The sequence below is a fragment of the Pseudomonas sp. NPDC087336 genome (genome assembly GCF_044744285.1).
Lineage (GTDB): Bacteria > Pseudomonadota > Gammaproteobacteria > Pseudomonadales > Pseudomonadaceae > Aquipseudomonas.
Window position 1 is genome coordinate 224,412 of sequence record NZ_JBIUYA010000009.1, and the last position, 23,238, is coordinate 247,649.

Here is a 23,238-nt window from a genome sequence, read left to right on the forward strand (position 1 = left end):
CTGATTACTCCGTGCCCGCAGGGTCGGCTTGCAATTTGGTTTCGATCTCTATGGCCGGTTTCGCATCGGGCTTGATCCACCAGGTGTTGATGCCGATGTCATATTTAGGCGAGACCTTGGGGTGGCCGATGTGGTTCCAGTAAGCCACGCGCCAGGTCTTGATGTGCCAGTTGGGGATCACGTAATAACCCCATTGCAGCACGCGGTCCAGTGCGCGGGCGTGGGCTACCAGGCTTTTGCGTGAATCGGCATTGATCAGTTGCTCGACCAACTGGTCCACCACGGGGTCCTTCAGGCCCATGGAATTGCGGCTGCCGGGTTTGTCGGCCGCCGCGGTCATCCAGAATTCGCGCTGCTCGTTGCCCGGCGAGTTGGACTGCGGGAAGCTGCCGACGATCATGTCGAAGTCCCGCGAGCGCACACGGTTGACGTATTGCGAAACGTCGACCCGGCGGATCACCAGTTCGATGCCGAGGTCGCTCAGGTTGCGCTTGAACGGCAGCAGCACCCGTTCGAACTCGGTCTGGGCCAACAGGAATTCGATGCTCACCGGTTTGCCGGTGGCGTCGACCATCTTGTCGTCGACGATGCGCCAGCCGGCCTCTTGCAGCAGTTGGTAGGCCTTGCGTTGCTGGGTGCGGATCATGCCGCTGGCATCGGTCACGGGATTCTGGAAAGCCTCGCTGAATACCTGCTCGGGAATTTTGCCGCGAAACGGATCGAGGATCGCCAACTGGTCGGCATCCGGCAAACCGGTGGCAGCCATTTCCGAGTTCTCGAAATAGCTGCGGGTCCTTGCGTAGGCACCGTTGAACAACTGTTTGTTGGTCCATTCGAAGTCCAGCAGCAAGGTCAGTGCCTGGCGCACGCGCACGTCCTGGAACAGCGCGCGGCGCAGGTTGAACACGAAGCCTTGCATGCCAGTGGGGTTGCCGTTGGGGATCTGTTCCTTGATTAGCCGGCCTTCGGTCACCGCCGGGATATTGTAGGCGTTGGCCCAGTTCTTTGCGGTCATCTCCAACCAGTAATCGAATTGCCCGGCCTTCAGCGCTTCCAGTGCCACCGTGTTGTCGCGGTAGTAATCGGTGGTCATCACGTCGAAGTTGTAGAAGCCGCGGTTGATCGGCAGGTCCTTGCCCCAGTAATTCTTGACCCGTTCATAGCGCACCGAGCGCCCGGCCTTCACTTCGGTGACCTTGTACGGGCCGCTGCCCAGCGGGACTTCCAGGTTGCCCTTGTTGAAGTCGCGGCTCGCCCACCAATGCTTGGGCAGCACCGGCAACTGGCCAAGGATCAACGGCAATTCGCGATTGTTGCTGTGCTTGAACTTGAACAACACGGTCAGCGGATCTTCGGCGACCACGTCTTCGACGTCGCTGTAGTAACCGCGGAACATCGGTGCGCCATCCTTGACCAGGGTCTGGAAGCTGAACACCACGTCTTCGGCGCGCACCGGATGACCATCGTGGAAACGCGCTTCGGGCCGCAGGTAGAAGCGCACCCAGTCGTTGTTCGGGGCTTTTTCGATCTTGCCGGCGATCAGGCCATATTCGGTGAAAGGCTCATCCAGGCTTTGTCGGGCCAGGGTGTCGTAGATAAGGTCGATGTCGTTGGCCGCGACGCCCTTGCTGATGAACGGGTTGAGGCTGTCAAAACCGCCGAAGCCGGCCTGGCGGAATTTTCCGCCCTTGGGGGCGTCCGGGTCGACGTAATCGAAATGTTGGAAGTCGGCCGGGTATTTCGGCGGTTCGTTGTACAGGGTCAGGGCATGTTGCGGGGCAGCAAAGGCCCATCCTGCGAACAACAGGGCGAGCAGGCCACTTGCGGATTTCATCGATCTTTCTCCGAAGATTTCAGCCACCACGCGCTCAGGCCCAGAGTGTAGGGCGGCGTCGTGACGAAGGCGAACCGGTTGCGGTACGCCAGGCGGTGATAATTGAGGTACCAGTTGGGAATGATGTAGTGCTGCCACAACAACGTGCGGTCCAGCGCCTTGCCGGCGGCGACTTGTTCATCGCGGGTCCTGGCGGCGAGTAATTGTTCGAGCAGGTGGTCCACCACCGGATTGGCAATGCCTGCGTAGTTCTTGCTGCCCTTGACCGTGGCCTGGCTGGAATGAAAGTACTGCCATTGCTCGAGGCCCGGACTGAGGGTCTGGTTGAGGGTTATCAGGATCATGTCGAAATCGAACTGATCGAGGCGCTGCTTGTACTGCGCGCGATCGACCGTGCGCAGCTTGGCATCGATGCCGATGCTGGCGAGATTCTCGACGTAGGGTTGCAGGATGCGTTCCAGGTTCGGGTTGACCAGCAGGATCTCCAAGCGCAGCGGTTGCCCGGCCGCGTTCTGCAAGCGCTGGCCGTTGAGCTTCCAGCCGGCCTCGGCAAGCAGGGCCAACGCCTGGCGCATGGTGTCCCGGGGGATGCCGCGGCCCTGGGTCTGCGGCAGGCTGAAAGGCTCGGTGAACAGCCTGGCTGGCAATTGCTCGCGATACGGCTTAAGCAACAGCCATTCATGGCCGACCGGCAGCCCGCTGGCGGAGAACTCGCTGTTGGGGTAGTAGCTCATGGCGCGTTGGTAGGCGCCGCTGAACAACGTGCGGTTGGTCCACTCGAAGTCGAACATCAGGCCCAGTGCTTCCCGAACCTTGTCCTGGGCGAACGTCGGGCGGCGGCTGTTCATGAACAGGCCCTGGGTTTGGGTCGGGATCTGGTGCGGGATCTGCGCCTTGATCACCTCGCCGCGACGAATCGCCGGGAAGCCATAACCGGTGGCCCAGTTTTTCGCCTGGTGCTCGATGTAGATGTCGAATTCGCCAGCCTTGAATGCTTCGAACGCCACATCACTGTCGCGGTAGAACTCGACTTCCATGCGCTCGAAGTTGTACTTGCCGCGATTGACCGGCAAATCCTTGCCCCAGTAGTCCTTGACCCGTTCGAACACGATCTGGCGCCCCGGCGTGACCGAGGTGATGCGATACGGCCCGCTGCCCAGCGGTGGCTCGAAGGTGGTCGCCTTGAAATCGCGACCTTTCCAGTAATGTTGCGGCAACACCGGCAACTCCCCCAGGCGCAGGATCAGCAAGGGATTGCCGGCACGCTTGAACACGAACCGAATGCGCTGCGGGCTGAGGATGTCGACCCGCGACACTTCCTGCAGGTTGGTGCGGTATTGCGGATGGCCTTCCTTGAGCAGCAAGCGGTAGGAGAATGCCACGTCATAGGCGGTGATCGGCGTGCCGTCGTGGAAGCGTGCTTGCGGGCGCAAGTTGAAGACTACCCAGCTGCGGTCCTCGCTGTATTCCACCGATTGGGCGATCAGGCCGTAACTGGAGGTCGGCTCGTCACCGAGCGGCGCGTATTGGCCGGTGCCGACCATCAGCGGCTCGTTGAGCTCGTTGATGCCGTACTGCAGGAAATTGGGTGTGGCAACCGGGCTGGTGCCCTTGAAGGTGTAGGGGTTGAGCGTATCGAAGGTGCCAAATGCCATGACCCGCAACGTACCGCCCTTGGGCGCTTGCGGGTTGACCCAGTCGAAATGGGTAAATCTGGCCGGGTACTTGAGCGTGCCGAACTGCGCATAACCATGGCTTTCGCTGATCGTCGCGCTTGCGGTGGAGCTCAAGGCCAGGCTGATCAGGAGCAGGAGGAGGGGACGCTTCAAATAAGGGATCCGATCCGGGCGGCTTGGGCATTATGGATCGTACAGTAACAGCTTGTATGAACAGGAAAAAGACGCGGGCTCAAAGCAAACCAGTTCCGTTGTAGGAGCCGAGCTTGCTCGCGATGGTCGTGAACGATTACGCGTAAAATCAGATGCCCAGAGACGCTCTCTGGTTTTTCGCGAGCATGCTCGCTCCTACAGCGGTGGGCAGTAAATTTCGCGAAAAAAAAGCCCCTGAAATCAGGGGCTCTTTTTTAATGCGGATTGGAAACCGTCAGCATCTGCCCCGGCTTGAGTGCCTGGCCGACACGAGGATTCCAGCGCTTGAGGTGTTGCATTTCAACGTTGAAGCGTTTGGCTACCATGTATAGCGAATCGCCCCGTTGCACTTTGTACTGTGATTGCGACTTCTCGGCGTTGCTCTTGGACTTGGCCGCGACCACGGTATTGATGCGCCCCGAGTTGCGCTTGCCGGTGTCTTGCATGACCAGGGTCTGGCCAGCCTTGAGATTCTTGCCGCTCAACTTGTTCCAGCGTTGCAGGTCCTTGACGTTGACATTGTTGGCCTTGGCAATGGAGCCCAGGTTGTCGCCACGCTTGACTCGATAGCTACGCTTGACGCCCGCCAGCTGGGTATCGTCAGAGCCTTCGAAAACCGGTTTGAGCGCCTTCTTGCTGATCAGCTCTTCCGGGCGCATGGTCTGCAGGCTGGTGGTCAGCAGCTGTGCCTTGGAAGTGGGTACCAGCAAGTGCTGCGGGCCATCGATGGTGGTGCGTTGCTTGAAGGCGGGGTTGAGCTGGAACAGCTCGTCTTCGTCGATGTTGGCCACCGCGGCGACCTTGGACAGGTCCATGCGCTGGTTGATTTCGACGACCTGGAAATAGGGTTCGTTGGCAATCGGGTTGAGGTTCACGCCGTAGGCATCCGGTGCCATCACCACCTGTGAGAGCGCCAGCAACTTCGGCACGTAGGCCTGGGTCTCGGCGGGCAGCGGCAGGTTCCAGTAGTCGGTTGGCAGGCCGAGTCGCTCGTTGCGTTCGATGGCGCGGCTGACGGTGCCTTCACCGGCATTGTAGGCGGCCAGGGCCAGCAGCCAGTCACCGTTGAACATGTCATGCAGGCGGGTCAGGTAGTCCATGGCCGCCGTGGTCGAGGCGGTGATGTCGCGACGGCCATCATAGAAACGGGTCTGGCGCAGGTTGAAGTATCGCCCGGTGGAAGGAATGAATTGCCACAGGCCCACCGCATTGGCGCGGGAATAGGCCATCGGGTTGTAGGCACTTTCAATCACTGGCAGCAGCGCCAGTTCCAGCGGCATGTTGCGTTCTTCAAGGCGCTCGACGATGTAATGGATGTACAGGCTGCCACGGTCGCCGGCGTTTTCGAGGAAGGACGGATTGCTGGCGAACCACAGTCGTTGTTGCTCGATGCGCGGGTTGACACCCAGGCCGTCCTGCAGCTGGAAGCCCTGGCGCATGCGCTCCCAGACATCCTGCGGGATCTGCGGGCTGGGCTTTTCGGTGAGGAAGACGGGTTTCTGCTTGGCGCGCGCGGCAATATTCGGTGCGTGTGCCGCATCGGTCTGCGGCACATGACTGGAACAGCCCGCCAATGTCGCGGACACAGCCACCGCTATGGCTTGCGCCAGGCGGGTCAGTGCGTCCGAATTGATGGCTTTGCGTATAGATGACGACATTGGCTGGAAGTAAGTTCCGGGCAAAAATGTCGGGCGATTCTAGAAAGCACGCCCTCTGCGGTCAACCTTTCAGAGATTTTGGACCATGGTGCAAACTGTTCAGAACGTATCTTTCCAGGCCCTTAGCGCAGCAAAAACCATATCGGGCGCGGAGTTATCGGTGCCGGTCCGTTCATCCGCTTTTTCTTTAACGGATGTTTCGCCGGTACGCAAAAACGGATTTGTACGTTTTTCCAGGGCAACCGTGGATGGCAGGGTGATGGCCCCGGTTTCACGCTGACGGGTCACGCTGGCCAGGCGTTCGAGGGTATCGGCGTTGCCGGGTTCGACAGCGACAGCGAAGCGCAGATTGCTCAAGGTGTACTCATGGGTGCAGTACACCCGGGTGTCTTCGGGAAGCGCGGCGAGGCGCGACAGCGAGGTGTACATTTGCTTGGGCGTGCCTTCGAACAGGCGCCCGCAACCTGCTGCGAAGAGGGTGTCGCCACAGAACAGCAGACCGGGGCGATAATAGGCAATGTGGCCCAGGGTATGACCGGGTACGGCAATGATCTCGAAGTCATGGCCCAGCACATTGATGCGATCGTTATCTTTGAGCGCGATGTCCCGCTTGGGGATGCTTTCGCTGGCAGGACCGTAGACGGTTGCGTCCGTCGTTTTTTTCAGCTGTTCGACGCCGCCGACATGGTCATGGTGATGGTGAGTGATCAGAATATCGCTCAAGACCCAGCCCGGATTGGCCGTGAGCCAGGCGTTTACCGGCGCGGCATCGCCCGGGTCGACCACCGCGCAGCGTCGGGTGTCGGGGTCTTGTAACAACCAGATGTAGTTGTCGGTGAAGGCGGGCAGGGCAGTGATCTGTATCATCGTCGGATTCGCCAAGCGGAAAACAATGGCGCATCTTAGAACTTCCTGGCGCGTTGGAGAATGCAATGACCGATAAAGCGTTCGCTCAAGCTGATCCCGACTGGCTGGCATTGATCAGCGCAGCACGTGACTGGCTGTCCGGCCCCCTGGGGCAATTGCTGCTGGATGAAGAACGGCGCGTGCTCGAAGACGAGCTGGGGCGTTTCTTCGGTGGCTATCTGGTGCATTACGGGCCATCGGCCCAGACGCCGCCGTCGGCGCCGCAGGTGCAGCGCAACGTGCGCCTGGGGGCGCCGTTGCCCGGGGTCGAGATCGTCTGTGAGGAACAGGCCTGGCCGCTGAGTGAACATGCCGCCGATGTGGTGGTGCTGCAGCATGGGTTGGATTTCTGCCTGTCGCCCCACGGCCTGCTGCGCGAGGCGGCGAGCAGCGTGCGGCCCGGCGGGCATTTGCTGATCATCGGCATCAACCCCTGGAGCACCTGGGGGCTGCGTCATGTATTTGCCCACGACGGATTGCGCAAGGCGCGCTGCATTTCCCCGTCACGTGTGGCCGACTGGCTGAACCTGCTGGGCTTCGCGCTGGAGAAACGCCGCTTCGGGTGCTATCGTCCGCCGATGGCTTCACCCACCTGGCAGACCCGTCTGGCCGGTTGGGAGCGCAAGGCCGGTGACTGGCAATTGTCCGGCGGCGGCTTCTATTTATTGGTGGCACGCAAGATCGTGGTCGGCCTGCGGCCTGTCCGTCAGGAGCGTCGCGAGCCGATGGGCAAACTGATACCGTTGCCGATGGCCAAGGTCAATCGCCGCAACATCGAACCGTGATATTTCCTTTTTTCGACCGGGGTTGCCCCGGTCCCGGGCGTCGTCGATCAGCGATTGGCGGGCCACTGCATTTTCTGGATAGATTGGCATGAGCGATAGCGTAGAACTCTTCACCGATGGCGCCTGCAAGGGCAACCCTGGCCCTGGCGGCTGGGGCGCATTGCTGGTGTGCAAGGGCGTGGAGAAAGAACTTTGGGGCGGCGAAGCCAATACCACCAACAACCGCATGGAGCTGATGGGCGCCATACGTGGCCTGGAGGAGCTCAAGCGTTCGTGCGATGTATTGCTGGTGACTGACTCCCAGTACGTGATGAAAGGCATCAACGAGTGGATGGCCAACTGGAAAAAGCGCGGCTGGAAAACCGCAGCGAAAGAACCGGTCAAGAACGCTGACTTGTGGAAACTGCTCGACGAGCAGGTCAATCGCCATAACGTCACCTGGAAATGGGTGCGCGGGCACATTGGCCATCACGGCAACGAACGGGCCGACCAACTGGCCAACCGTGGCGTGGATGAAGTGCGCGGCTTCAAACATGCCTGAACTGATCGTTCCCATGCTCCGCGTGGGAATGCAGCCAGGGACGCTCTGCGTCCCGTTGGAACGCGGAGCGTCCCTTGAGGCATTCCCACGCAGAGCGTGGGAACGATCATCCTCGGTGTACCTGAAAGACCCCGGCAAGCGTGTTAATATCCCCGCTTTTGCCCGATTCACCGATTGAGAGCTGAGCACCCGATGGCCACCAGATCCGTTGTACTCGATACCGAAACCACCGGCATGCCGGTGACCGACGGCCACCGGATTATCGAAATCGGTTGTGTCGAATTGATCGGTCGGCGCCTGACCGGTCGGCATTTTCACGTTTACCTGCAACCGGATCGCGAAAGTGACGAAGGCGCCATCGGCGTCCACGGTATCACCAACGAGTTCCTGGTGGGCAAGCCGCGCTTCGCCGAGGTGGCCGAAGAGTTCTTCGAGTTCATCAAGGGCGCGCAGCTGATCATCCATAACGCGGCGTTCGACGTTGGCTTCATCAACAACGAATTTGCCCTGATGGGCCAGCACGATCGTGCGGACATCACCCAGCACTGTTCGATCCTCGACACCCTGATGATGGCCCGGGAACGTCACCCGGGGCAGCGCAACAGCCTCGACGCCCTGTGCAAACGCTATGGCGTCGACAACTCCGGCCGTGAGCTGCACGGCGCCTTGCTCGACTCCGAGATCCTGGCCGACGTCTACCTGACCATGACCGGCGGCCAGACCAGCCTGTCCCTGGCGGGCAATGCCTCGGACGGCAATGGCTCCGGTGAGGGTGCGGACAACTCCGCCACTGAAATCCGCCGACTGCCGGCCGACCGCCAGCCGGCGCGCATCATTCGCGCCACTGAAGATGAGCTGGCCCAGCACATGGCACGCCTGGAAATCATCAGCAAATCCGCCGGAGGGCCGGCGCTTTGGTTGCAATTGGCCGAGGCCGAGGCCAAGGCTGAGGCTTCGGCGTAGGTCCTTTTCAAAAGATCGCAGCCTCGTTTTACTCGACAGCTCCTACACAGCTCCTACAGAGCGAAACGAGGCTGCGATCTTTTGATCTTGACCCATTGCAGTGCATCGCACTCGCCACATCCGCTCCAACCCTCTACCCTGAGGTGATTGACAGGCTCTGGCCTGCCGCCTCAGGACACTGAGCCCCATGTATAAAGATCTGAAATTCCCGGTCCTGATCGTCCATCGCGACATCAAGGCTGACACCGTCGCTGGCGATCGCGTGCGGGGTATCGCCCGGGAACTGGAGCAGGAAGGTTTCAGTATCGTTTCGGCGATGGATTACACCGAAGGCCGGCTGGTCGCTTCGACCCATCACGGTCTCTCGTGCATGCTGATTGCGGCGGAAGACGCCAGCGCCCATTCGCATTTGTTACAGAACATGGCCGAGTTGATCGGGCTGGCGCGAGTGCGCGCGCCGGATCTGCCCATCTTCGCCCTGGGTGAGCAAGTGACCCTGGAGAACGCGCCCGCCGATGCCATGGCCGAGCTCAATCAGTTGCGCGGCATTCTGTACCTGTTCGAAGACACCGTGCCATTCCTCGCACGCCAGGTGGCGCGGGCCGCGCGCAAATACCTGGATGGCCTGCTGCCGCCGTTCTTCAAGGCGCTGGTGCAGCACACCGCCGACTCCAACTATTCCTGGCACACCCCCGGTCACGGTGGCGGGGTGGCGTATCACAAGAGCCCGGTGGGGCAGGCGTTCCACCAGTTTTTCGGGGAAAACACCCTGCGTTCGGATTTGTCAGTCTCGGTGCCGGAACTGGGTTCGCTGCTGGACCACACCGGGCCTCTGGCAGAGGCGGAGGCGCGGGCGGCGCGCAACTTTGGCGCCGATCACACCTTCTTCGTGATCAACGGCACCTCGACGGCGAACAAGATTGTCTGGCACTCCATGGTCGCTCGCGACGATCTGGTGCTGGTGGACCGCAATTGCCACAAGTCGGTGTTGCACTCGATCATCATGACCGGTGCCATCCCGTTGTACCTGTGCCCGGAACGCAATGAACTGGGGATCATCGGGCCGATTCCGCTGAGTGAGTTCAGCCGCGAATCGATCCAGGCCAAGATCGATGCAAGTCCGTTGACCAAGGGGCGGGCGCCCAAGGTCAAGCTGGCGGTGGTGACCAATTCCACCTACGACGGCCTCTGCTACAACGCCGAGCTGATCAAGCAGCAGCTGGGCAATAGCGTCGAGGTCTTGCACTTTGACGAGGCCTGGTACGCCTATGCGGCGTTCCATGAGTTTTTCGCCGGGCGCTACGGCATGGGCACGTCCCGCAGTGAAGACAGCCCGCTGGTGTTCACTACCCATTCCACGCACAAGCTGCTGGCGGCGTTCAGCCAGGCGTCGATGATTCATGTGCAGGACGGTGGCGCCCGGCAACTGGACCGTGACCGGTTCAACGAAGCCTTCATGATGCACATCTCCACGTCACCGCAGTACGGCATCATCGCTTCGCTGGATGTGGCGTCGGCGATGATGGAGGGCGGGGCCGGGCGTTCGCTGTTGCAGGAAATGTTCGACGAGGCCCTGAGCTTTCGCCGGGCGCTGGCCAATCTGCGCCAGCACATCGCCGCCGACGATTGGTGGTTTTCCATCTGGCAGCCGCCAACGGTGGAAGGCATCGACCGGGTGGTGACCGGGGACTGGCTGCTGCAGCCTGCGGATGACTGGCACGGCTTTGGTGAGGTGAGCGACGATTATGTGTTGCTCGATCCGATCAAGGTCAGCCTGGTGATGCCGGGCCTGACCGCGGGCGGTGCGCTCAGCGATAGCGGGATTCCGGCGGCCGTGGTCAGCAAGTTTCTCTGGGAGCGCGGGCTGGTGGTTGAAAAGACCGGGCTGTATTCGTTCCTGGTGTTGTTCTCGATGGGCATCACCAAGGGCAAATGGAGCACGCTGCTGACCGAACTGCTGGAGTTCAAGCGCAGCTACGACGCCAACGTCAGTCTGGCCAGCTGCCTGCCTTGCGTGGCTCAGCAGCATGGCGCGCGCTATCAGGGCATGGGCTTGCGCGACCTGTGCGATCAGTTGCACGCCTGTTATCGCAGCAATGCCACGGCCAAACACCTCAAGCGGATGTACACGGTACTGCCGCAAATCGCCATGAAGCCGGCTGACGCCTATGATCATCTGGTACGGGGCGAAGTCGAAGCCGTGTCGATCGATGCACTGGAGGGGCGCATCGCTGCCGTCATGCTGGTGCCGTACCCGCCGGGCATTCCGTTGATCATGCCCGGTGAACGCTTTACCGAGGCGACCCGCTCGATCATCGACTACCTGGCATTTGCTCGCACGTTCGACAGCAGCTTCCCGGGTTTCGTCGCTGATGTGCACGGATTGCAACACGAAGACGAGGGCAATGGACGGCACTACACCGTCGATTGCATCAAGGAATGAGGACCTTTCCCAGTATGCAACCGGTCATGAATCCGAATTACCCAGGGCTGTCGGTGCGTGTCGCCGACGAGGGCTTTGCCGCTTATATCTGGGGCAGTGATTTCAGTTTCGAAGTCGCTGCCTACGGTGCTCCCGAAATTGGGCAGCCGGTGGAGCAATGGCGGGTCACGCCGATCACCCCCTATCGCAAGTGTTATGGCATCGATCCGGAGGAGTTCAGCAGCTTTCGCGATGCCGCCGACAGTGCGATTTTCATGGCGTACCTGGACGATGAACCCGTGGGCCACCTGGTGATCAGCACCAACTGGAACGGCTTTGCCCACATCGACGAACTGGCGGTGCACGCTCCGGCCAGGCGCCACGGGGTGGCCAAGGCGCTACTGGATGTCGCGCAGTTCTGGAGTCGCAAGAAGAAACTGCCGGGCATCATGCTCGAGACCCAGAACAACAACCTGGGAGCCTGTCGGCTTTACGAACGATGCGGCTACGTGATCGGCGGCATCGACCATCTGCGTTATCGCGGCATCGACCCCAATACCGCCGAAGTGGCGCTGTTCTGGTATCGATTTTTCGACAACCCGCTGGAACACCCGATCAGCTCGCCAACATCGCCGCGGCTTGTTCCGTGATGATCGCCAGCAAGGTCTGAATGGCTGGCGAAGGTTCGCCGTTCTTCAGGGTCAGGGCGTAGAGGCTGACCGGCACGGCCGGTGCCAGCGGGCAGGCATCGAGCCCGGTCGATTTGGCGCCCAGGGCGGTGAAGGGGTCGACAATGGCCAGGCCTTCGCCGGCCTCGACCATGCTGCGCATCATCTGGTGAGTCTGCACCCGGGTCTGGATGACCGGAGCCGGCCGCAGGGCATGCAGTTTGTGTTCAAGTGCCGGGCTGAGCGGGTCATGACCTTCCAGGCCAACCATCGCCTGGCCGGCCAGGTCCTGCAGCGAGATGTACTTCTGCTTGGGTTGCAGCCAGCCGTGGGGGGCGAGCAGCTGCAGCTTGCCTTGGGCGATCGGCTGGCAATGGATATCGGCATGCTCGGGATCATGCAGGCTCAGGCCCAGGTCGCTTTCGCGCAGCAGCAGGCTGCGGACGATGTCGCGGGTGGTTTGGCTCAGCAGCGTACAAGGGGCGTCGGGCAGGCGTCGACGCAGGGCGGCGATGCTTTGTGGCAACAGGTGTTGGGCCAGGGGCGGGGTGCAGATGATGCGCAGCGGCGGGGCCAGGTATTGCCGAAGGCTGCTGGCCAGGCGTTGCACCGGTTCGAGCGCATCGTAGACGCGGCTGATTTCGACCTGCAACGCCCGCGCCTCACGCGTGGCCTGCAAGCGTCCGCGAACGCTTGCGAACAGCATGAAACCCAACTGATCCTCGGCGTCGCGCAAAATGCGTTCGACTTCGCCCACCGGCAACTGCAGCCATTCGGCGGCGGTGCCCAGGTGACCGGTCTGCAGGAGCGCCTGGATCACTTCGATATGGCGTAAGCGCATGCGTGAAGTCCATGTTCAGCAGGTGAAGGAGTCAGTGACTGAATCCTAACCCAAGTCTGCGCCTATGACTTCTGCTCATAACGACTGGTTATGAAACGACGTTCTCCGGTTCACGGATGATGGTCACGCCCGATTGCACCAGCATGAATTGGTTTTCATCGAGCTTGTTCACGCGATCGCCAATGGCCAGCTTGTAGGTGGTGACGGGCGTCCCGCCTGCAAAACCGTCTGCCGATGGCGTGGATTCCTGGAACTCATGTACGGAATAAATGCGGCCTTCCGCGTCTCTTGCATGGAACTGACCGACGAGTACTGCTGCCATCTGCTTAGAACCTCTGGAGATAAATCACTCAATGTGCGGTTGGATAGACCGCCACCGAGCACGGTAAGTTTTCCTACGTAAAAAAAATAGTTCAGGACGCGAATATACCGGTGTTCATTGGCTGAACCGGCGCCTGATCATCTATAACTATTGGCTCCTCCCACGGACAATCGAGCGTCTTTCATGAGTAATGTCTATACCATCGCCGTAGTGGTCGGCAGCCTGCGCAAAGCATCGATCAATCGCAAGGTCGCCCTCGCACTGGCGGATCTGGCGCCGGCCAACCTCAAGCTCAACATCGTCGAAATCGGCGATCTGCCGCTCTACAACGAAGACATCGATGGTGCTACACCGCCGGCAGCCTACAGTACTTTCCGACAACAAGTCAGTTCATCCGACGCAGTGCTGTTCGTAACCCCGGAGTACAACCGTTCGGTGCCGGCCCCGATGAAAAACGCCATCGACGTGGGCTCGCGGCCCTATGGCAAGAGTGCCTGGAGTGGCAAGCCGGGTGCGGTGATCAGTGTTTCGCCGGGTGCGGTCGGCGGATTCGGTGCGAACCACCACTTGCGCCAGTCCATGGTGTTTCTCGATGTGCCGATGATGCAGCAGCCTGAGGCCTACCTCAGTGGCGCCGGTTCCGCGTTCGACGAGGCGGGCAACCTGTCCGAGTCAGTCAGGCCGTTTCTGCAGAAGTTCATCGATGCCTACGGTAAGTGGGTTGAACAGCACAAAAAGCTTTGATGTTTCGCACTACTAACCGTTAGCCAATCGGCTACAGATCATGGTTTCCATTTCCGACAACCAGGCGGCGGTAACGCAATAACGTCGTCCGCCCCACGCCATGATGACCCAGGCATCGACGGTTGCCGGTGAGGGGGGGACAGGCAAGTCGCTACAGGCGGCAAACGCTTCGCGCCATTTCTGCGACAGTTCGTCGAACACCCTGCGATGATGTTTTGGCTCGGCGATCTGGTGTTCGATAAGCAGCACGGCATGGTTGAACAAGGGCTGTCGCTCATCGTCGGGGTTGCAGGTCAGGTGTATGAGGCGTTTGACCCGGGTCGGCCAGTCCAGGTCATTGGCTTGCACCACCGCTTCATCGAGGTGCCGTAACAAGGCATCCAGTCGATGCCGGATGTAACCGGAAAGCAAAGCCTCCTTACTCGGGAAATAATCGTACAGCGTGCCGATCGCAACACCTGCTTCGAGCGCCACTTCCCGGGTGGTCAAACCGGACCAGCCATCGCGTCGCCAAATCCGAACAAAAGCCTGGTAAATCGCCTCGACGGTGAAAATCGCCCGGGCCTGGCTCGGCCGTTTCAGCGGTTTCGCCCGGGGATTGATACTGCCCTTGGTGTTTCCGAACCCGCTCTTCATTGGCTGCCATTACTCTGGTGCTACCCGCCACACTTATGCAGCAGGAGACTGAAGGATGCAAAGTTCAAGCACGGTAACACGGCTGATAACCTGTAAAAACGCCTTGGACCAAAGCCGGATCGAGCAAGCGCAGCGAAGCCTGGTTCCGGCGGCCGGCGAGGTGATATTGAAGATTGACCGCTGCGCGCTGACGACCAATAACATTACCTACGCCGCCTATGGCAATTCGATGAACTACTGGGGCTTCTTTCCTACAGGTTTGGCGGGCTGGGGTCACGTCCCGGCCTGGGGCTTTGCCGATGTCGTGGCCTCGGACGTGCCTGGCATCAAGGTCGGGGAACGCTTCTACGGGTATTTTCCGCTAGCCAGCCATCTGTGGCTGTGTCCGGAACGGGTTACCGAACGTGGTTTCTACGACGGGGCCGAGCATCGACAAGGGTTGACCTCGGCCTACAACCAATACACCCGTTGCAGTTGGGATTCGTACTACAGCGCGGAAACCGAAAACCTGCAGATTTTGCTGAAACCGCTGTTCTTGACTTCTTCAATGCTCGCGGACTTTTTGCAGGACAAGCAGTTCTTTGGCGCAACTCGACTGGTGCTCTCCAGCGCTTCGAGCAAAACCGCCTACGGCACCGCGGTCTGCCTGGGCAATCATCCCGGCCTGGAACGTGTGGCGCTGACTTCAGCCGGCAACAAAGCCTTTGTCGAGGCCCTTGGCTGTTACGAGCGAACAGTGTCTTACGCGGATGTGGCGAGCCTGCCCAATGATCGTCCAACACTGTATGTGGATTTTTCCGGCGACCTTGAATTGCGTGACCAGGTGCACCGGCATTTCGCCGGGCAGTTGGTCTACAGTTGCTTTGCCGGCTCGGCACAAAGCACCGATGAGGCCCGATTGACTGCCATCGAGGGCCCGCAACCGGTGTTCTTTTTTGCGCCGATCCAGATCCGCAAGCGCAATGCCGATTGGGGGCCGGAAGGGGTCAGTCAGCACATCGGCGACGGTTTGCGACAGTTTTTCCGGAAAGTGACGGCCACTGAACCGCCGTTGCTGAAGGTGGTGGAAAGTCAGGGTTATGAAGCGGCTCAGGCGGTTATTTCTCGCCTGTTCCATGGGCAGGTCGCGCCGGTGGAGGGGCATGTGATTCGGTTGTGCATTTAAGGCCAGGATCAAAAGATCGCAGCCTGCGCCAGCTCCTACATATACGCATTCCAATGTAGGAGCTGGCGCAGGCTGCGATCTTTTAGGAGCCTTGCCCCGGCACATTCGGCCAAAGATCCGACACCAGAAACAACCGCTCCGCTTCCTCCCAATCGCAGTGGGCATTTTCTGTCAGGCGCACCAGCAGTTGCGCTGGCGCCAGCGGTTCCAGATCACTCAGCCAGGCTTCCAGCTGTTCAGCGTCCCATGTCTGCTCCGCGGGGTAGTGCGCCGGGGCCAGCCAGGCATGGCGGGGCAGGGGTTGCCAGCGACCGGGCGGGCTCTGCGCGAAAAACTTTGCCCAGTCCTTTTGATGCAGCCAGCGCCCGCGCAAGTGCTGTGGATGCGCGCCATTGGGCATTGCGGCCTGCCCGGGCCATGGATAGAGCAAATAGCCGCCCAGCCACAAATGCGCGCTGAACTGCCGGATATCCAGCGCCGCCAGCACTTCGCGACTTTCCGGGCGTGCGGAGATCGGCAACTGGTGCTGGCTCAGGTGTGCCAGTTTGCGGTCCAGCCGATCGTGGCAGCCCGGACCGAGCCACTGCGCGGTGTCGTGTCCGTCGCCGTTCTGCGGGCCGAGGTAAAGCTTGATCGCCAGTTCCAGGTGATGCACGCCGTCGCGATCGCGCAACAGCATGTCCAGCTCGCCCAAGGTGTGACCTTCGCGGCGGATCGGCATGTTGGCGGCAATCAGCTCGATACCGGGCGCATGCTGCACGGCAAACTGCCAAAGCCGTTCATAATACAGGCCCAGGCGTCGGGTACGGGCCTGGGCCAGCCAGTGCAGCAGGCCGTAGCTGTCCCGGTCGAGTTTTCGCAGCCAGGTTTCCAGGTGTTCCGGGGCTTGCACCCAGTCGCTGCCGGCCAGCGGATGACGCTGCGGCCAGGGCGTGGCGCTGAGCATCGGCGGGGCGAGGATGACCCACGCCAGGTCGCGCACTTCGGGGTGGCGCAACTGGTGGGGTAACTGCAGCAAATCTGGAAATAGGATCATCTTGCGAGCATAGCCCGAATCGTGAGAACACCTTGAGGCTGAAAGGATTTTGTCTATGCCGCGCTTTCACCCATAATCGTGCTTTTCACCGCCGCTGCCCTTCATTAGGAGCCCCATGGAGCAATTTCGTAATATCGGCATCATCGGTCGCCTGGGCAGTTCCCAGGTGCTGGATACCGTCCGCCGACTGAAACGGTTTCTGCTCGATCGTCACCTGCACGTGATCCTCGAAGACACCATTGCCGAAGTCCTGCCGGGCCACGGTTTGCAAACCTCGTCGCGCAAGATGCTCGGTGAAGTCTGTGACATGGTCATTGTGGTGGGCGGTGATGGCAGCCTGCTTGGTGCCGCCCGTGCGCTGGCCAGGCACAATATCCCGGTGCTCGGCATCAACCGGGGCAGCCTGGGGTTTCTCACCGATATCCGCCCCGATGAACTGGAAGTCAAGGTCGCCGAAGTGCTCGATGGGCACTATCTGGTGGAAAACCGCTTCCTGCTGCAAGCGGAAGTTCGTCGCCACGCCGAAGCCATTGGCCAGGGCGATGCGCTGAACGATGTGGTGCTGCACCCCGGCAAATCGACGCGCATGATCGAGTTCGAACTGTACATCGACGGCCAGTTCGTCTGCAGCCAGAAGGCCGACGGCCTGATCGTCTCAACGCCGACCGGCTCCACGGCCTATGCGCTCTCTGCCGGTGGCCCGATCATGCATCCCAAGCTCGACGCTATTGTGATTGTGCCGATGTACCCCCATACCTTGTCAGGCAGGCCGATTGTGGTCGATGGCAACAGTGAGCTGAAAATCGTCGTGTCCAAGGATATGCAGATTTACCCGCAAGTCTCGTGTGACGGGCAGAACCACTTTACCTGTGCGCCCGGCGACACCATCACCATCAGCAAGAAAGCCCAGAAGTTGCGGCTGATCCACCCGCTCGACCACAACTACTATGAAGTGTGCCGGACCAAGCTTGGTTGGGGCAGCAGGTTGGGTGGTGGAGGCGACTGATGCTCGATCCCGCGCGTAGCTACGACCTGATCGGTGACGTGCACGGTTGCGCTCTGACCCTTGAGCACTTGCTCGACCGGCTCGGTTATCACAAGCAAGCCGGCGTCTGGCGCCATGCCTCGCGCATGGCGGTGTTCGTCGGCGACATCATCGACCGCGGCCCACGGATTCGTGAGGCGCTGCACATCGTCCACGACATGGTCGAGGCCGGCCAGGCGCTGTGCATCATGGGTAACCATGAGTTCAACGCACTTGGCTGGGTGACCCCGGCATTGCCTGGCAGCGGCAAGCAGTACGTGCGCGAACACACCCCGCGCCATGCGCGCCTGTTGCATGAGACCTTGACCCAGTTCGAGCACCACCCGGCGGACTGGCATGACTTCCAGCAGTGGTTCTATGAACTGCCGCTGTTTATCGATGCCGGACGTTTCCGCGTCGTGCATGCCTGTTGGGACACCGGATTGATCGAACCGCTGCGGGCATTGTTCCCCGATGGCTGCGTCGACGAGCACTTCCTCCAGGCCTCGGCCGTGCCCGACAGTTTCGCCTGTACGGTATTCGACCGCCTGTTGCGCGGCACCGACATGCGCTTGCCCCATGGCCTGACCATGACCAGCGGCGATGGCCTCACGCGGTCGTTCTTTCGCACGAAATTCTGGGAAGACGACCCGCAAACCTACGGAGACATCGTGTTCCAGCCCGACGCCTTGCCCGACCCGGTGGCCCGAACGCCACTGTCGTCAACAGAAAAAAACAACTTGCTGCGCTACGGCGCCGATGAGCCGTTGCTGTTCGTCGGCCATTACTGGCGCAGCGGTAAACCGGCGCCGATCCGTCCGAACCTGGCGTGCCTGGACTACAGTGCAGTGCTCTACGGAAAATTGGTGGCCTATCGGCTGGACCAGGAAACCCGGCTCGATCCGCACAAGTTCGTCTGGGTCGATGTCGAGCGGCCGGAGGTGTTGCAATGAGCCGGGTCGCAGTCTTGCGCCTGCCGCTGGCGGTGGACCTGAGCGGGTTCGTCAAGTTGCTGCAACGCATGCAAGTGCCGCATCGGGTCAGCGAAGAAGCGGGCGAGCAGGTGCTCTGGGTGCCGGCCAACATCAGCGACGACGTGCGCGTGTTGTACGAACGCTATCCCGAGGGCGATCCGGAGCAGAAACTCGACATTCCGGTCGCACAATCGATTCGCCGGCCGAACTTCGCCGAGCAGGTTCGCCATGGCAAAGCCACCGCGGCTGTGCTGCTGCTGACCTTGGCCGTCGGCGCGCTGACGCTGCTGGGCGATAACCTGAGTACCCTGCGCTGGCTGACGTTTCTCGATTTTCGCGTGGTCGGCGAATACATCCATTTCGTGCCACTGGCCGACAGCCTGGCGGCGGGGCAGTGGTGGCGCCTGGTGACACCGATGCTGATTCACTTCGGCTTCCTGCACCTGGCCATGAACGGCATGTGGTATTGGGAGCTGGGGCGGCGGATCGAATCGCGCCAGGGCAGTGTCAACCTCATCGGCCTGACCTTGTTGTTCAGCCTCGTGTCCAACTATGCCCAGTTCGTGTTCAGCGGCCCGACCCTGTTTGGCGGCTTGTCCGGGGTGCTGTACGGCCTGCTCGGGCACTGCTGGATTTTTCAGGTTTTGTCACCCAACAGCGCCTATCGCCTGCCCCGTGGGGTCTTGGCGATGATGCTGATATGGCTGCTGCTGTGCCTGTCCGGGCTGGTCTCGATGATCGGCTTCGGCGAAATTGCCAACGCGGCCCACGTCGGCGGGCTGCTCGTCGGATGCTTGACCGGTTTGTTGGGTGGTTTGTACAACCGCCGTAAACTGGCCGCCTAAAACTGTTATGTGATTCAAAGAGCGCGGAGACCCAATGTCCTCTTTTAACGAAATGATCAAGAACATCACCCCGGACATCTACCAGAGCCTGAAACTGGCGGTGGAGATCGGTAAATGGTCCGACGGTGGCAAGCTCACCGCCGAACAACGCGAACTGTCGTTGCAGGCGATGATCGCCTGGGAAATCAAGAACCTGCCTGAAGAAGAGCGCACTGGCTACATGGGGCCGCAGGAATGCAGCTCCAAATCGATTCAAGTACCCAATATCCTGTTCAAGTCGGATGCCATCCATTGATCGAGATTGGCCGCGGTACCATCAGCAAGATGTCGGCGCGCCTGGACGGGCCGAACGTGCAATACGCCTTTCGCCTGGGCGAGGTCGAGGTTCCGGTCAATCCGTTGATCGGCACCACGGTGCGCCTGGAATACCTGGGGGCGATCCACTGCACCCATTGCGGGCGCAAGACCAAGACCAGTTTCAGCCAGGGTTACTGCTACCCATGCATGACTAAACTGGCCCAGTGTGACGTGTGCATCATGAGCCCGGAACGCTGCCATTTCGACGCCGGCACCTGCCGGGAACCGGAGTGGGGCCAGACGTTCTGCATGACCGACCACATTGTCTACCTGTCGAACTCATCCGGAGTGAAAGTCGGGATCACCCGCGCCACGCAGTTACCGACCCGCTGGATCGACCAGGGTGCCAGCCAGGCGTTGCCGATCATGCGCGTCGCGACCCGCCAGCAATCGGGCTTCGTCGAAGACCTGTTTCGTAGCCAGGTGGCGGACAAGACCAATTGGCGTGCCTTGCTCAAGGGTGATGCGGTGTCAGTGGACCTGCCACAGATCCGTGACCAGTTGTTCGACAGCTGCGCCGAGGGGCTGCAAGGGTTGCAGGAACGATTCGGCCTGCAGGCGATCCAGACGATTGCCGATGTCGAACCGCTCGAAATCCGCTTTCCGGTCGAGCAGTATCCGGCGAAAATCGTCAGCTTCAACCTGGACAAGAATCCGATTGCCGAAGGCACGCTGATGGGAGTCAAGGGTCAATACCTGATCTTCGACACCGGCGTGATCAACATTCGTAAATACACGGCTTACCAGCTCGCCGTGCATAGTTAAGGACTCCAGCATGCGCACCGAACAACCGAAGATGATCTACCTCAAGGACTATCAGGCGCCCGAGTACCTGATCGACGAAACGCACCTGACCTTCGAGTTGTTCGAGGACCACAGCCTGGTCCATGCGCAACTGGTGATGCGCCGCAACCCCGAGCGCGGCCCGGGCCTGCCGCCGTTGGTGCTGGATGGTCAGCAACTGGAATTGCTGTCGGTGACCCTGGCCGACCGCGAGCTGGGCATTGCCGACTATCTGTTGACCGAGAATCACCTGACCCTGCAGCCGACCAGTAGCACGTTCACGGTCGATACCAGCGTGCGCATCCATCCGGAAACCAACACCGCGCTGGAAGGCCTGTACAAGTCCGGCACGATGTTCTGCACCCAGTGCGAGGCCGAAGGCTTCCGCAAGATCACCTATTATCTCGACCGCCCGGACGTGATGAGCACGTTCACCACCACGGTGGTCGCCGAACAGCACAGCTACCCGGTACTGCTGTCCAACGGCAACCCGATTGCCAGTGGTCCTGGCGAAGACGGCCGGCACTGGGCGACCTGGGAAGACCCGTTCAAGAAGCCGGCGTACCTGTTCGCGCTGGTGGCCGGTGACCTGTGGTGCGTCGAAGACGCCTTCACCACCATGACCGGGCGCACGGTGGCACTGCGCATTTACGTCGAGCCGGAAAACATCGACAAGTGCCAGCACGCCATGAACAGCCTGAAGAAATCCATGCGCTGGGATGAAGAGGTCTACGGTCGCGAGTACGACCTGGACATCTTCATGATCGTCGCCGTGAACGACTTCAACATGGGTGCCATGGAGAACAAGGGCCTCAACATCTTCAACTCCAGCGCCGTGCTGGCCAAGGCCGAAACCGCCACCGACGCCGCGCACCAGCGGGTCGAGGCCATCGTCGCCCACGAATACTTCCACAACTGGTCGGGCAACCGCGTGACCTGCCGCGACTGGTTCCAGTTGTCGCTCAAGGAAGGCTTCACGGTGTTCCGCGATTCCGGCTTCTCTGCCGACATGAACTCGGCGACGGTCAAGCGCATCCAGGACGTGGCCTACCTGCGTACCCACCAGTTTGCCGAAGACGCCGGTCCCATGGCTCACGCGGTACGCCCGGACAGCTTCATCGAGATCTCCAACTTCTATACCCTGACCGTGTATGAAAAGGGTTCGGAAGTGGTCGGCATGATCCACACCTTGCTCGGCGCCGAAGGCTTCCGCAAAGGCAGCGACCTGTATTTCGAGCGCCATGACGGCCAGGCCGTGACCTGCGATGACTTCATCAAGGCCATGGAAGATGCCAATGGCGTCGACCTGACCCAGTTCAAGCGCTGGTACAGCCAGGCCGGTACACCTCGTTTGGCGGTCAGCGAGTCTTATGACGCCGCCGCGAAAACCTACAGCCTGACCTTCCGTCAGAGCTGCCCGCCAACGCCAGACAAGGTTGAAAAACTGCCGTTCGTGATCCCGGTCGAACTCGGTCTGCTCGATAGCCAGGGCGGTGAAATGGCCCTGCGTCTCGCCGATGAAGCATCGGCGCAAGGGACTTCCCGAGTCCTCTCGGTCACCGAAGCCGAGCAGACGTTCACCTTCGTCGACATCGCCGAACAGCCGCTGCCTTCGCTGCTGCGTGGTTTTTCGGCGCCGGTGAAACTGAGCTTCCCGTACAACCGCGACCAGTTGATGTTCCTGATGCAGCACGACAGCGACGGCTTCAATCGTTGGGATGCTGGTCAGCAACTGTCGGTGCAGGTGCTGCAGGAACTGATCGCCCAGCAGCAGAAGGGCGAGGCGCTGGTGCTGGATCAGCGCCTGGTCTCGGCCTTGCGTGCGGTGCTGTCGGACGAGTCGCTGGACCAGGCGATGGTCGCCGAAATGCTCTCGCTGCCAAGCGAAGCGTACCTGGCTGAAATCAGCGAAGTGGCCGATGTCGAGGCAATTCACAGCGCCCGTGAGTTTGCCCGCAAGCAATTGGCCGATGCGTTGTTCGAAGGCTTGTGGCTGCGTTACCAGGCCAACCGCGACCTGTCCAAGCAAACCCCGTACGTGGCCGAAGCCGAGCATTTCGCCCGTCGCGCCTTGCAGAACATCGCGCTGTCGTACCTGATGCTCAGCGGCAAGCCTGAAGTGCTGGCGGCGACGCTGGAACAGTTCGATGCCTGCGACAACATGACCGAACGCCTGACCGCGCTCGCCGTGTTGGTCAACTCGCCGTTCGAACAGCAGAAAGCCAAGGCACTGGCCAGCTTTGCCGAGCACTTCAAGGACAACCCGTTGGTCATGGACCAGTGGTTCAGCGTCCAGGCCGGCAGTGTGCTGCCAGGTGGCCTGGATCGGGTCAAGGCATTAATGCAGCACCCGGCGTTCAATATCAAGAACCCGAACAAGGTGCGGGCACTGATCGGCGCGTTCGCCGGGCAGAACCTGATCAACTTCCATGCGGCGGATGGCTCCGGATATCGCTTCCTGGCGGATCTGGTGATCGAGTTGAACGGCTTCAATCCGCAGATTGCTTCCCGGCAGTTGGCTCCGCTGACTCGCTGGCGCAAATACGATGAGGCTCGCCAGGCGTTGATGAAAGGGGAGTTGGAGCGGATTCGGGGTTCGGGACAATTGTCCAGTGATGTGTTTGAGGTGGTCAGCAAGAGCCTGGCTTGAGTCTGGCTTGAACTTGGCGGCCTTCGGGCCGACCAGGTTCATGGGGGCTGAGTACATATCCATTCCTGCGGTAACGACGGCTGGCGGTTTCGCCCTTACGGCGACTCACTTTTTTTTCAAACGGTACGTGTCAAGGTACCTGTCGCCTTGGTCCTACAGTTGTTAGCCCGTTGCGCCCTTAATTTCAGGACGCTCCGGGTTTAAATACACCGCATC

Annotated in this window: 21 protein-coding genes; 13 read left to right on the plus strand and 8 right to left on the minus strand. The window is 60.6% G+C overall.

The window, feature by feature from the left end; genetic code table 11:
- Positions 1 to 4 precede the first annotated feature (4 nt).
- The 4 genes from ACIO0C_RS11970 to gloB all read right to left on the minus strand — a co-directional run bounded on the left by ACIO0C_RS11970 (position 5) and on the right by gloB (position 6,227).
- Complete coding sequence (locus tag ACIO0C_RS11970; RefSeq protein WP_401311944.1) at positions 5 to 1,834, minus strand: extracellular solute-binding protein; 1,830 nt, start codon at positions 1,832 to 1,834, stop codon at positions 5 to 7.
- Positions 1,831 to 3,645, minus strand: coding sequence for an extracellular solute-binding protein (locus ACIO0C_RS11975; protein ID WP_401312000.1), 1,815 nt, complete (start codon positions 3,643 to 3,645; stop codon positions 1,831 to 1,833). The genes ACIO0C_RS11970 and ACIO0C_RS11975 overlap by 4 nt, the downstream gene beginning before the upstream one ends.
- 272 nt (positions 3,646 to 3,917) lie before the next feature.
- The gene (locus tag ACIO0C_RS11980) at positions 3,918 to 5,360 is read right to left on the minus strand and encodes a transglycosylase SLT domain-containing protein (protein ID WP_401311947.1); all 1,443 of its coding nucleotides are present in this window, start codon (positions 5,358 to 5,360) and stop codon (positions 3,918 to 3,920) included.
- A gap of 99 nt (positions 5,361 to 5,459) precedes the next feature.
- Positions 5,460 to 6,227 carry a hydroxyacylglutathione hydrolase gene (gloB, locus tag ACIO0C_RS11985; RefSeq protein ID WP_401311950.1) on the minus strand — a complete coding sequence of 256 codons (768 nt, stop codon included), beginning with the start codon at positions 6,225 to 6,227 and terminating at the stop codon, positions 5,460 to 5,462.
- Positions 6,228 to 6,292: 65 nt separating this feature from the next.
- On the opposite strand from gloB, the gene ACIO0C_RS11990 reads away from it, so the two are divergent.
- From ACIO0C_RS11990 to ACIO0C_RS12010, 5 genes are all read left to right on the plus strand, one after another.
- Positions 6,293 to 7,051: a class I SAM-dependent methyltransferase gene (locus ACIO0C_RS11990; protein WP_401311953.1), complete on the plus strand. Its 759-nt coding sequence runs from the start codon at positions 6,293 to 6,295 to the stop codon at positions 7,049 to 7,051.
- 88 nt (positions 7,052 to 7,139) lie between these two features.
- Positions 7,140 to 7,592: a ribonuclease HI gene (gene rnhA / locus ACIO0C_RS11995; RefSeq protein ID WP_401311956.1), complete on the plus strand. Its 453-nt coding sequence runs from the start codon at positions 7,140 to 7,142 to the stop codon at positions 7,590 to 7,592.
- A gap of 192 nt (positions 7,593 to 7,784) precedes the next feature.
- Positions 7,785 to 8,555, plus strand: a complete 771-nt coding sequence (gene dnaQ, locus ACIO0C_RS12000; protein ID WP_401311959.1) for a DNA polymerase III subunit epsilon — start codon at positions 7,785 to 7,787, stop codon at positions 8,553 to 8,555.
- A 187-nt stretch (positions 8,556 to 8,742) separates the two neighbouring features.
- Entirely contained in the window at positions 8,743 to 10,998 is a 2,256-nt protein-coding gene (locus ACIO0C_RS12005) for an Orn/Lys/Arg decarboxylase N-terminal domain-containing protein (protein WP_401311962.1), read from the plus strand.
- Between the two features lie 14 nt (positions 10,999 to 11,012).
- Positions 11,013 to 11,627 carry a GNAT family N-acetyltransferase gene (locus tag ACIO0C_RS12010; protein ID WP_401311965.1) on the plus strand — a complete coding sequence of 205 codons (615 nt, stop codon included), beginning with the start codon at positions 11,013 to 11,015 and terminating at the stop codon, positions 11,625 to 11,627.
- On the opposite strand, the gene ACIO0C_RS12015 is transcribed toward ACIO0C_RS12010, so the two are convergent.
- Positions 11,593 to 12,486 carry a LysR substrate-binding domain-containing protein gene (locus ACIO0C_RS12015; RefSeq protein ID WP_401311968.1) on the minus strand — a complete coding sequence of 298 codons (894 nt, stop codon included), beginning with the start codon at positions 12,484 to 12,486 and terminating at the stop codon, positions 11,593 to 11,595. The genes ACIO0C_RS12010 and ACIO0C_RS12015 overlap by 35 nt on opposite strands.
- A gap of 88 nt (positions 12,487 to 12,574) precedes the next feature.
- Positions 12,575 to 12,808 carry a hypothetical protein gene (locus tag ACIO0C_RS12020; RefSeq protein ID WP_401311970.1) on the minus strand — a complete coding sequence of 78 codons (234 nt, stop codon included), beginning with the start codon at positions 12,806 to 12,808 and terminating at the stop codon, positions 12,575 to 12,577.
- Between the two features lie 183 nt (positions 12,809 to 12,991).
- Between ACIO0C_RS12020 and ACIO0C_RS12025 the strand changes: the two genes are divergently transcribed.
- The gene (locus tag ACIO0C_RS12025) at positions 12,992 to 13,552 is read left to right on the plus strand and encodes an NADPH-dependent FMN reductase (protein WP_272606264.1); all 561 of its coding nucleotides are present in this window, start codon (positions 12,992 to 12,994) and stop codon (positions 13,550 to 13,552) included.
- Between the two features lie 12 nt (positions 13,553 to 13,564).
- On the opposite strand, the gene ACIO0C_RS12030 is transcribed toward ACIO0C_RS12025, so the two are convergent.
- The gene (locus ACIO0C_RS12030; RefSeq protein WP_401311973.1) at positions 13,565 to 14,188 is read right to left on the minus strand and encodes a TetR/AcrR family transcriptional regulator; all 624 of its coding nucleotides are present in this window, start codon (positions 14,186 to 14,188) and stop codon (positions 13,565 to 13,567) included.
- Positions 14,189 to 14,243: 55 nt separating this feature from the next.
- On the opposite strand from ACIO0C_RS12030, the gene ACIO0C_RS12035 reads away from it, so the two are divergent.
- On the plus strand, positions 14,244 to 15,353 hold the full coding sequence (locus ACIO0C_RS12035; RefSeq protein ID WP_401311976.1) for a DUF2855 family protein: 1,110 nt from the start codon (positions 14,244 to 14,246) through the stop codon (positions 15,351 to 15,353).
- A gap of 82 nt (positions 15,354 to 15,435) precedes the next feature.
- On the opposite strand, the gene ACIO0C_RS12040 is transcribed toward ACIO0C_RS12035, so the two are convergent.
- Positions 15,436 to 16,389: a DUF1853 family protein gene (locus tag ACIO0C_RS12040; RefSeq protein WP_401311978.1), complete on the minus strand. Its 954-nt coding sequence runs from the start codon at positions 16,387 to 16,389 to the stop codon at positions 15,436 to 15,438.
- A 115-nt stretch (positions 16,390 to 16,504) separates the two neighbouring features.
- Here ACIO0C_RS12040 and ACIO0C_RS12045 point away from each other — a divergent pair, with 115 nt between their 5' ends.
- The 6 genes from ACIO0C_RS12045 to pepN are packed head-to-tail and all read left to right on the plus strand — an operon-like array spanning position 16,505 to position 23,022.
- Positions 16,505 to 17,395, plus strand: coding sequence for an NAD(+) kinase (locus tag ACIO0C_RS12045; protein ID WP_401311981.1), 891 nt, complete (start codon positions 16,505 to 16,507; stop codon positions 17,393 to 17,395).
- Positions 17,392 to 18,366 carry a metallophosphoesterase gene (locus ACIO0C_RS12050; protein ID WP_401312003.1) on the plus strand — a complete coding sequence of 325 codons (975 nt, stop codon included), beginning with the start codon at positions 17,392 to 17,394 and terminating at the stop codon, positions 18,364 to 18,366. Before ACIO0C_RS12045 ends, ACIO0C_RS12050 begins: the two co-directional genes overlap by 4 nt.
- Positions 18,363 to 19,232 carry a rhomboid family intramembrane serine protease gene (locus ACIO0C_RS12055; protein WP_401311984.1) on the plus strand — a complete coding sequence of 290 codons (870 nt, stop codon included), beginning with the start codon at positions 18,363 to 18,365 and terminating at the stop codon, positions 19,230 to 19,232. Before ACIO0C_RS12050 ends, ACIO0C_RS12055 begins: the two co-directional genes overlap by 4 nt.
- Before the next feature lie 34 nt (positions 19,233 to 19,266).
- A complete protein-coding gene (locus ACIO0C_RS12060) occupies positions 19,267 to 19,527 on the plus strand; it encodes a YeaC family protein (RefSeq protein WP_020799300.1) in 261 nt (86 codons plus the stop codon).
- Positions 19,524 to 20,354, plus strand: a complete 831-nt coding sequence (locus tag ACIO0C_RS12065) for a DUF2797 domain-containing protein (RefSeq protein ID WP_401311987.1) — start codon at positions 19,524 to 19,526, stop codon at positions 20,352 to 20,354. Before ACIO0C_RS12060 ends, ACIO0C_RS12065 begins: the two co-directional genes overlap by 4 nt.
- Before the next feature lie 10 nt (positions 20,355 to 20,364).
- Positions 20,365 to 23,022 carry an aminopeptidase N gene (pepN, locus tag ACIO0C_RS12070; RefSeq protein ID WP_401311990.1) on the plus strand — a complete coding sequence of 886 codons (2,658 nt, stop codon included), beginning with the start codon at positions 20,365 to 20,367 and terminating at the stop codon, positions 23,020 to 23,022.
- The last annotated feature ends 216 nt before the right edge of the window (positions 23,023 to 23,238 follow it).

What these genes read in the sequence shown, in the direction of transcription:
- ACIO0C_RS12055 (WP_401311984.1), top strand. Translation starts at nt 18,363, where the DNA reads ATGAGCCGGGTCGCAGTCTTGCGCCTGCCGCTGGCGGTGGACCTGAGC.
- ACIO0C_RS12040 (WP_401311978.1), bottom strand. Translation starts at nt 16,389, where the DNA reads ATGATCCTATTTCCAGATTTGCTGCAGTTACCCCACCAGTTGCGCCAC.
- ACIO0C_RS12045 (WP_401311981.1), top strand. Translation starts at nt 16,505, where the DNA reads ATGGAGCAATTTCGTAATATCGGCATCATCGGTCGCCTGGGCAGTTCC.
- pepN (WP_401311990.1), top strand. Translation starts at nt 20,365, where the DNA reads ATGCGCACCGAACAACCGAAGATGATCTACCTCAAGGACTATCAGGCG.
- ACIO0C_RS12025 (WP_272606264.1), top strand. Translation starts at nt 12,992, where the DNA reads ATGAGTAATGTCTATACCATCGCCGTAGTGGTCGGCAGCCTGCGCAAA.
- ACIO0C_RS12020 (WP_401311970.1), bottom strand. Translation starts at nt 12,808, where the DNA reads ATGGCAGCAGTACTCGTCGGTCAGTTCCATGCAAGAGACGCGGAAGGC.
- dnaQ (WP_401311959.1), top strand. Translation starts at nt 7,785, where the DNA reads ATGGCCACCAGATCCGTTGTACTCGATACCGAAACCACCGGCATGCCG.
- gloB (WP_401311950.1), bottom strand. Translation starts at nt 6,227, where the DNA reads ATGATACAGATCACTGCCCTGCCCGCCTTCACCGACAACTACATCTGG.
- ACIO0C_RS12060 (WP_020799300.1), top strand. Translation starts at nt 19,267, where the DNA reads ATGTCCTCTTTTAACGAAATGATCAAGAACATCACCCCGGACATCTAC.
- ACIO0C_RS11980 (WP_401311947.1), bottom strand. Translation starts at nt 5,360, where the DNA reads ATGTCGTCATCTATACGCAAAGCCATCAATTCGGACGCACTGACCCGC.
- ACIO0C_RS12010 (WP_401311965.1), top strand. Translation starts at nt 11,013, where the DNA reads ATGCAACCGGTCATGAATCCGAATTACCCAGGGCTGTCGGTGCGTGTC.
- ACIO0C_RS11990 (WP_401311953.1), top strand. Translation starts at nt 6,293, where the DNA reads ATGACCGATAAAGCGTTCGCTCAAGCTGATCCCGACTGGCTGGCATTG.
- rnhA (WP_401311956.1), top strand. Translation starts at nt 7,140, where the DNA reads ATGAGCGATAGCGTAGAACTCTTCACCGATGGCGCCTGCAAGGGCAAC.
- ACIO0C_RS11970 (WP_401311944.1), bottom strand. Translation starts at nt 1,834, where the DNA reads ATGAAATCCGCAAGTGGCCTGCTCGCCCTGTTGTTCGCAGGATGGGCC.
- ACIO0C_RS12005 (WP_401311962.1), top strand. Translation starts at nt 8,743, where the DNA reads ATGTATAAAGATCTGAAATTCCCGGTCCTGATCGTCCATCGCGACATC.
- ACIO0C_RS12015 (WP_401311968.1), bottom strand. Translation starts at nt 12,486, where the DNA reads ATGCGCTTACGCCATATCGAAGTGATCCAGGCGCTCCTGCAGACCGGT.
- ACIO0C_RS12030 (WP_401311973.1), bottom strand. Translation starts at nt 14,188, where the DNA reads ATGAAGAGCGGGTTCGGAAACACCAAGGGCAGTATCAATCCCCGGGCG.
- ACIO0C_RS12035 (WP_401311976.1), top strand. Translation starts at nt 14,244, where the DNA reads ATGCAAAGTTCAAGCACGGTAACACGGCTGATAACCTGTAAAAACGCC.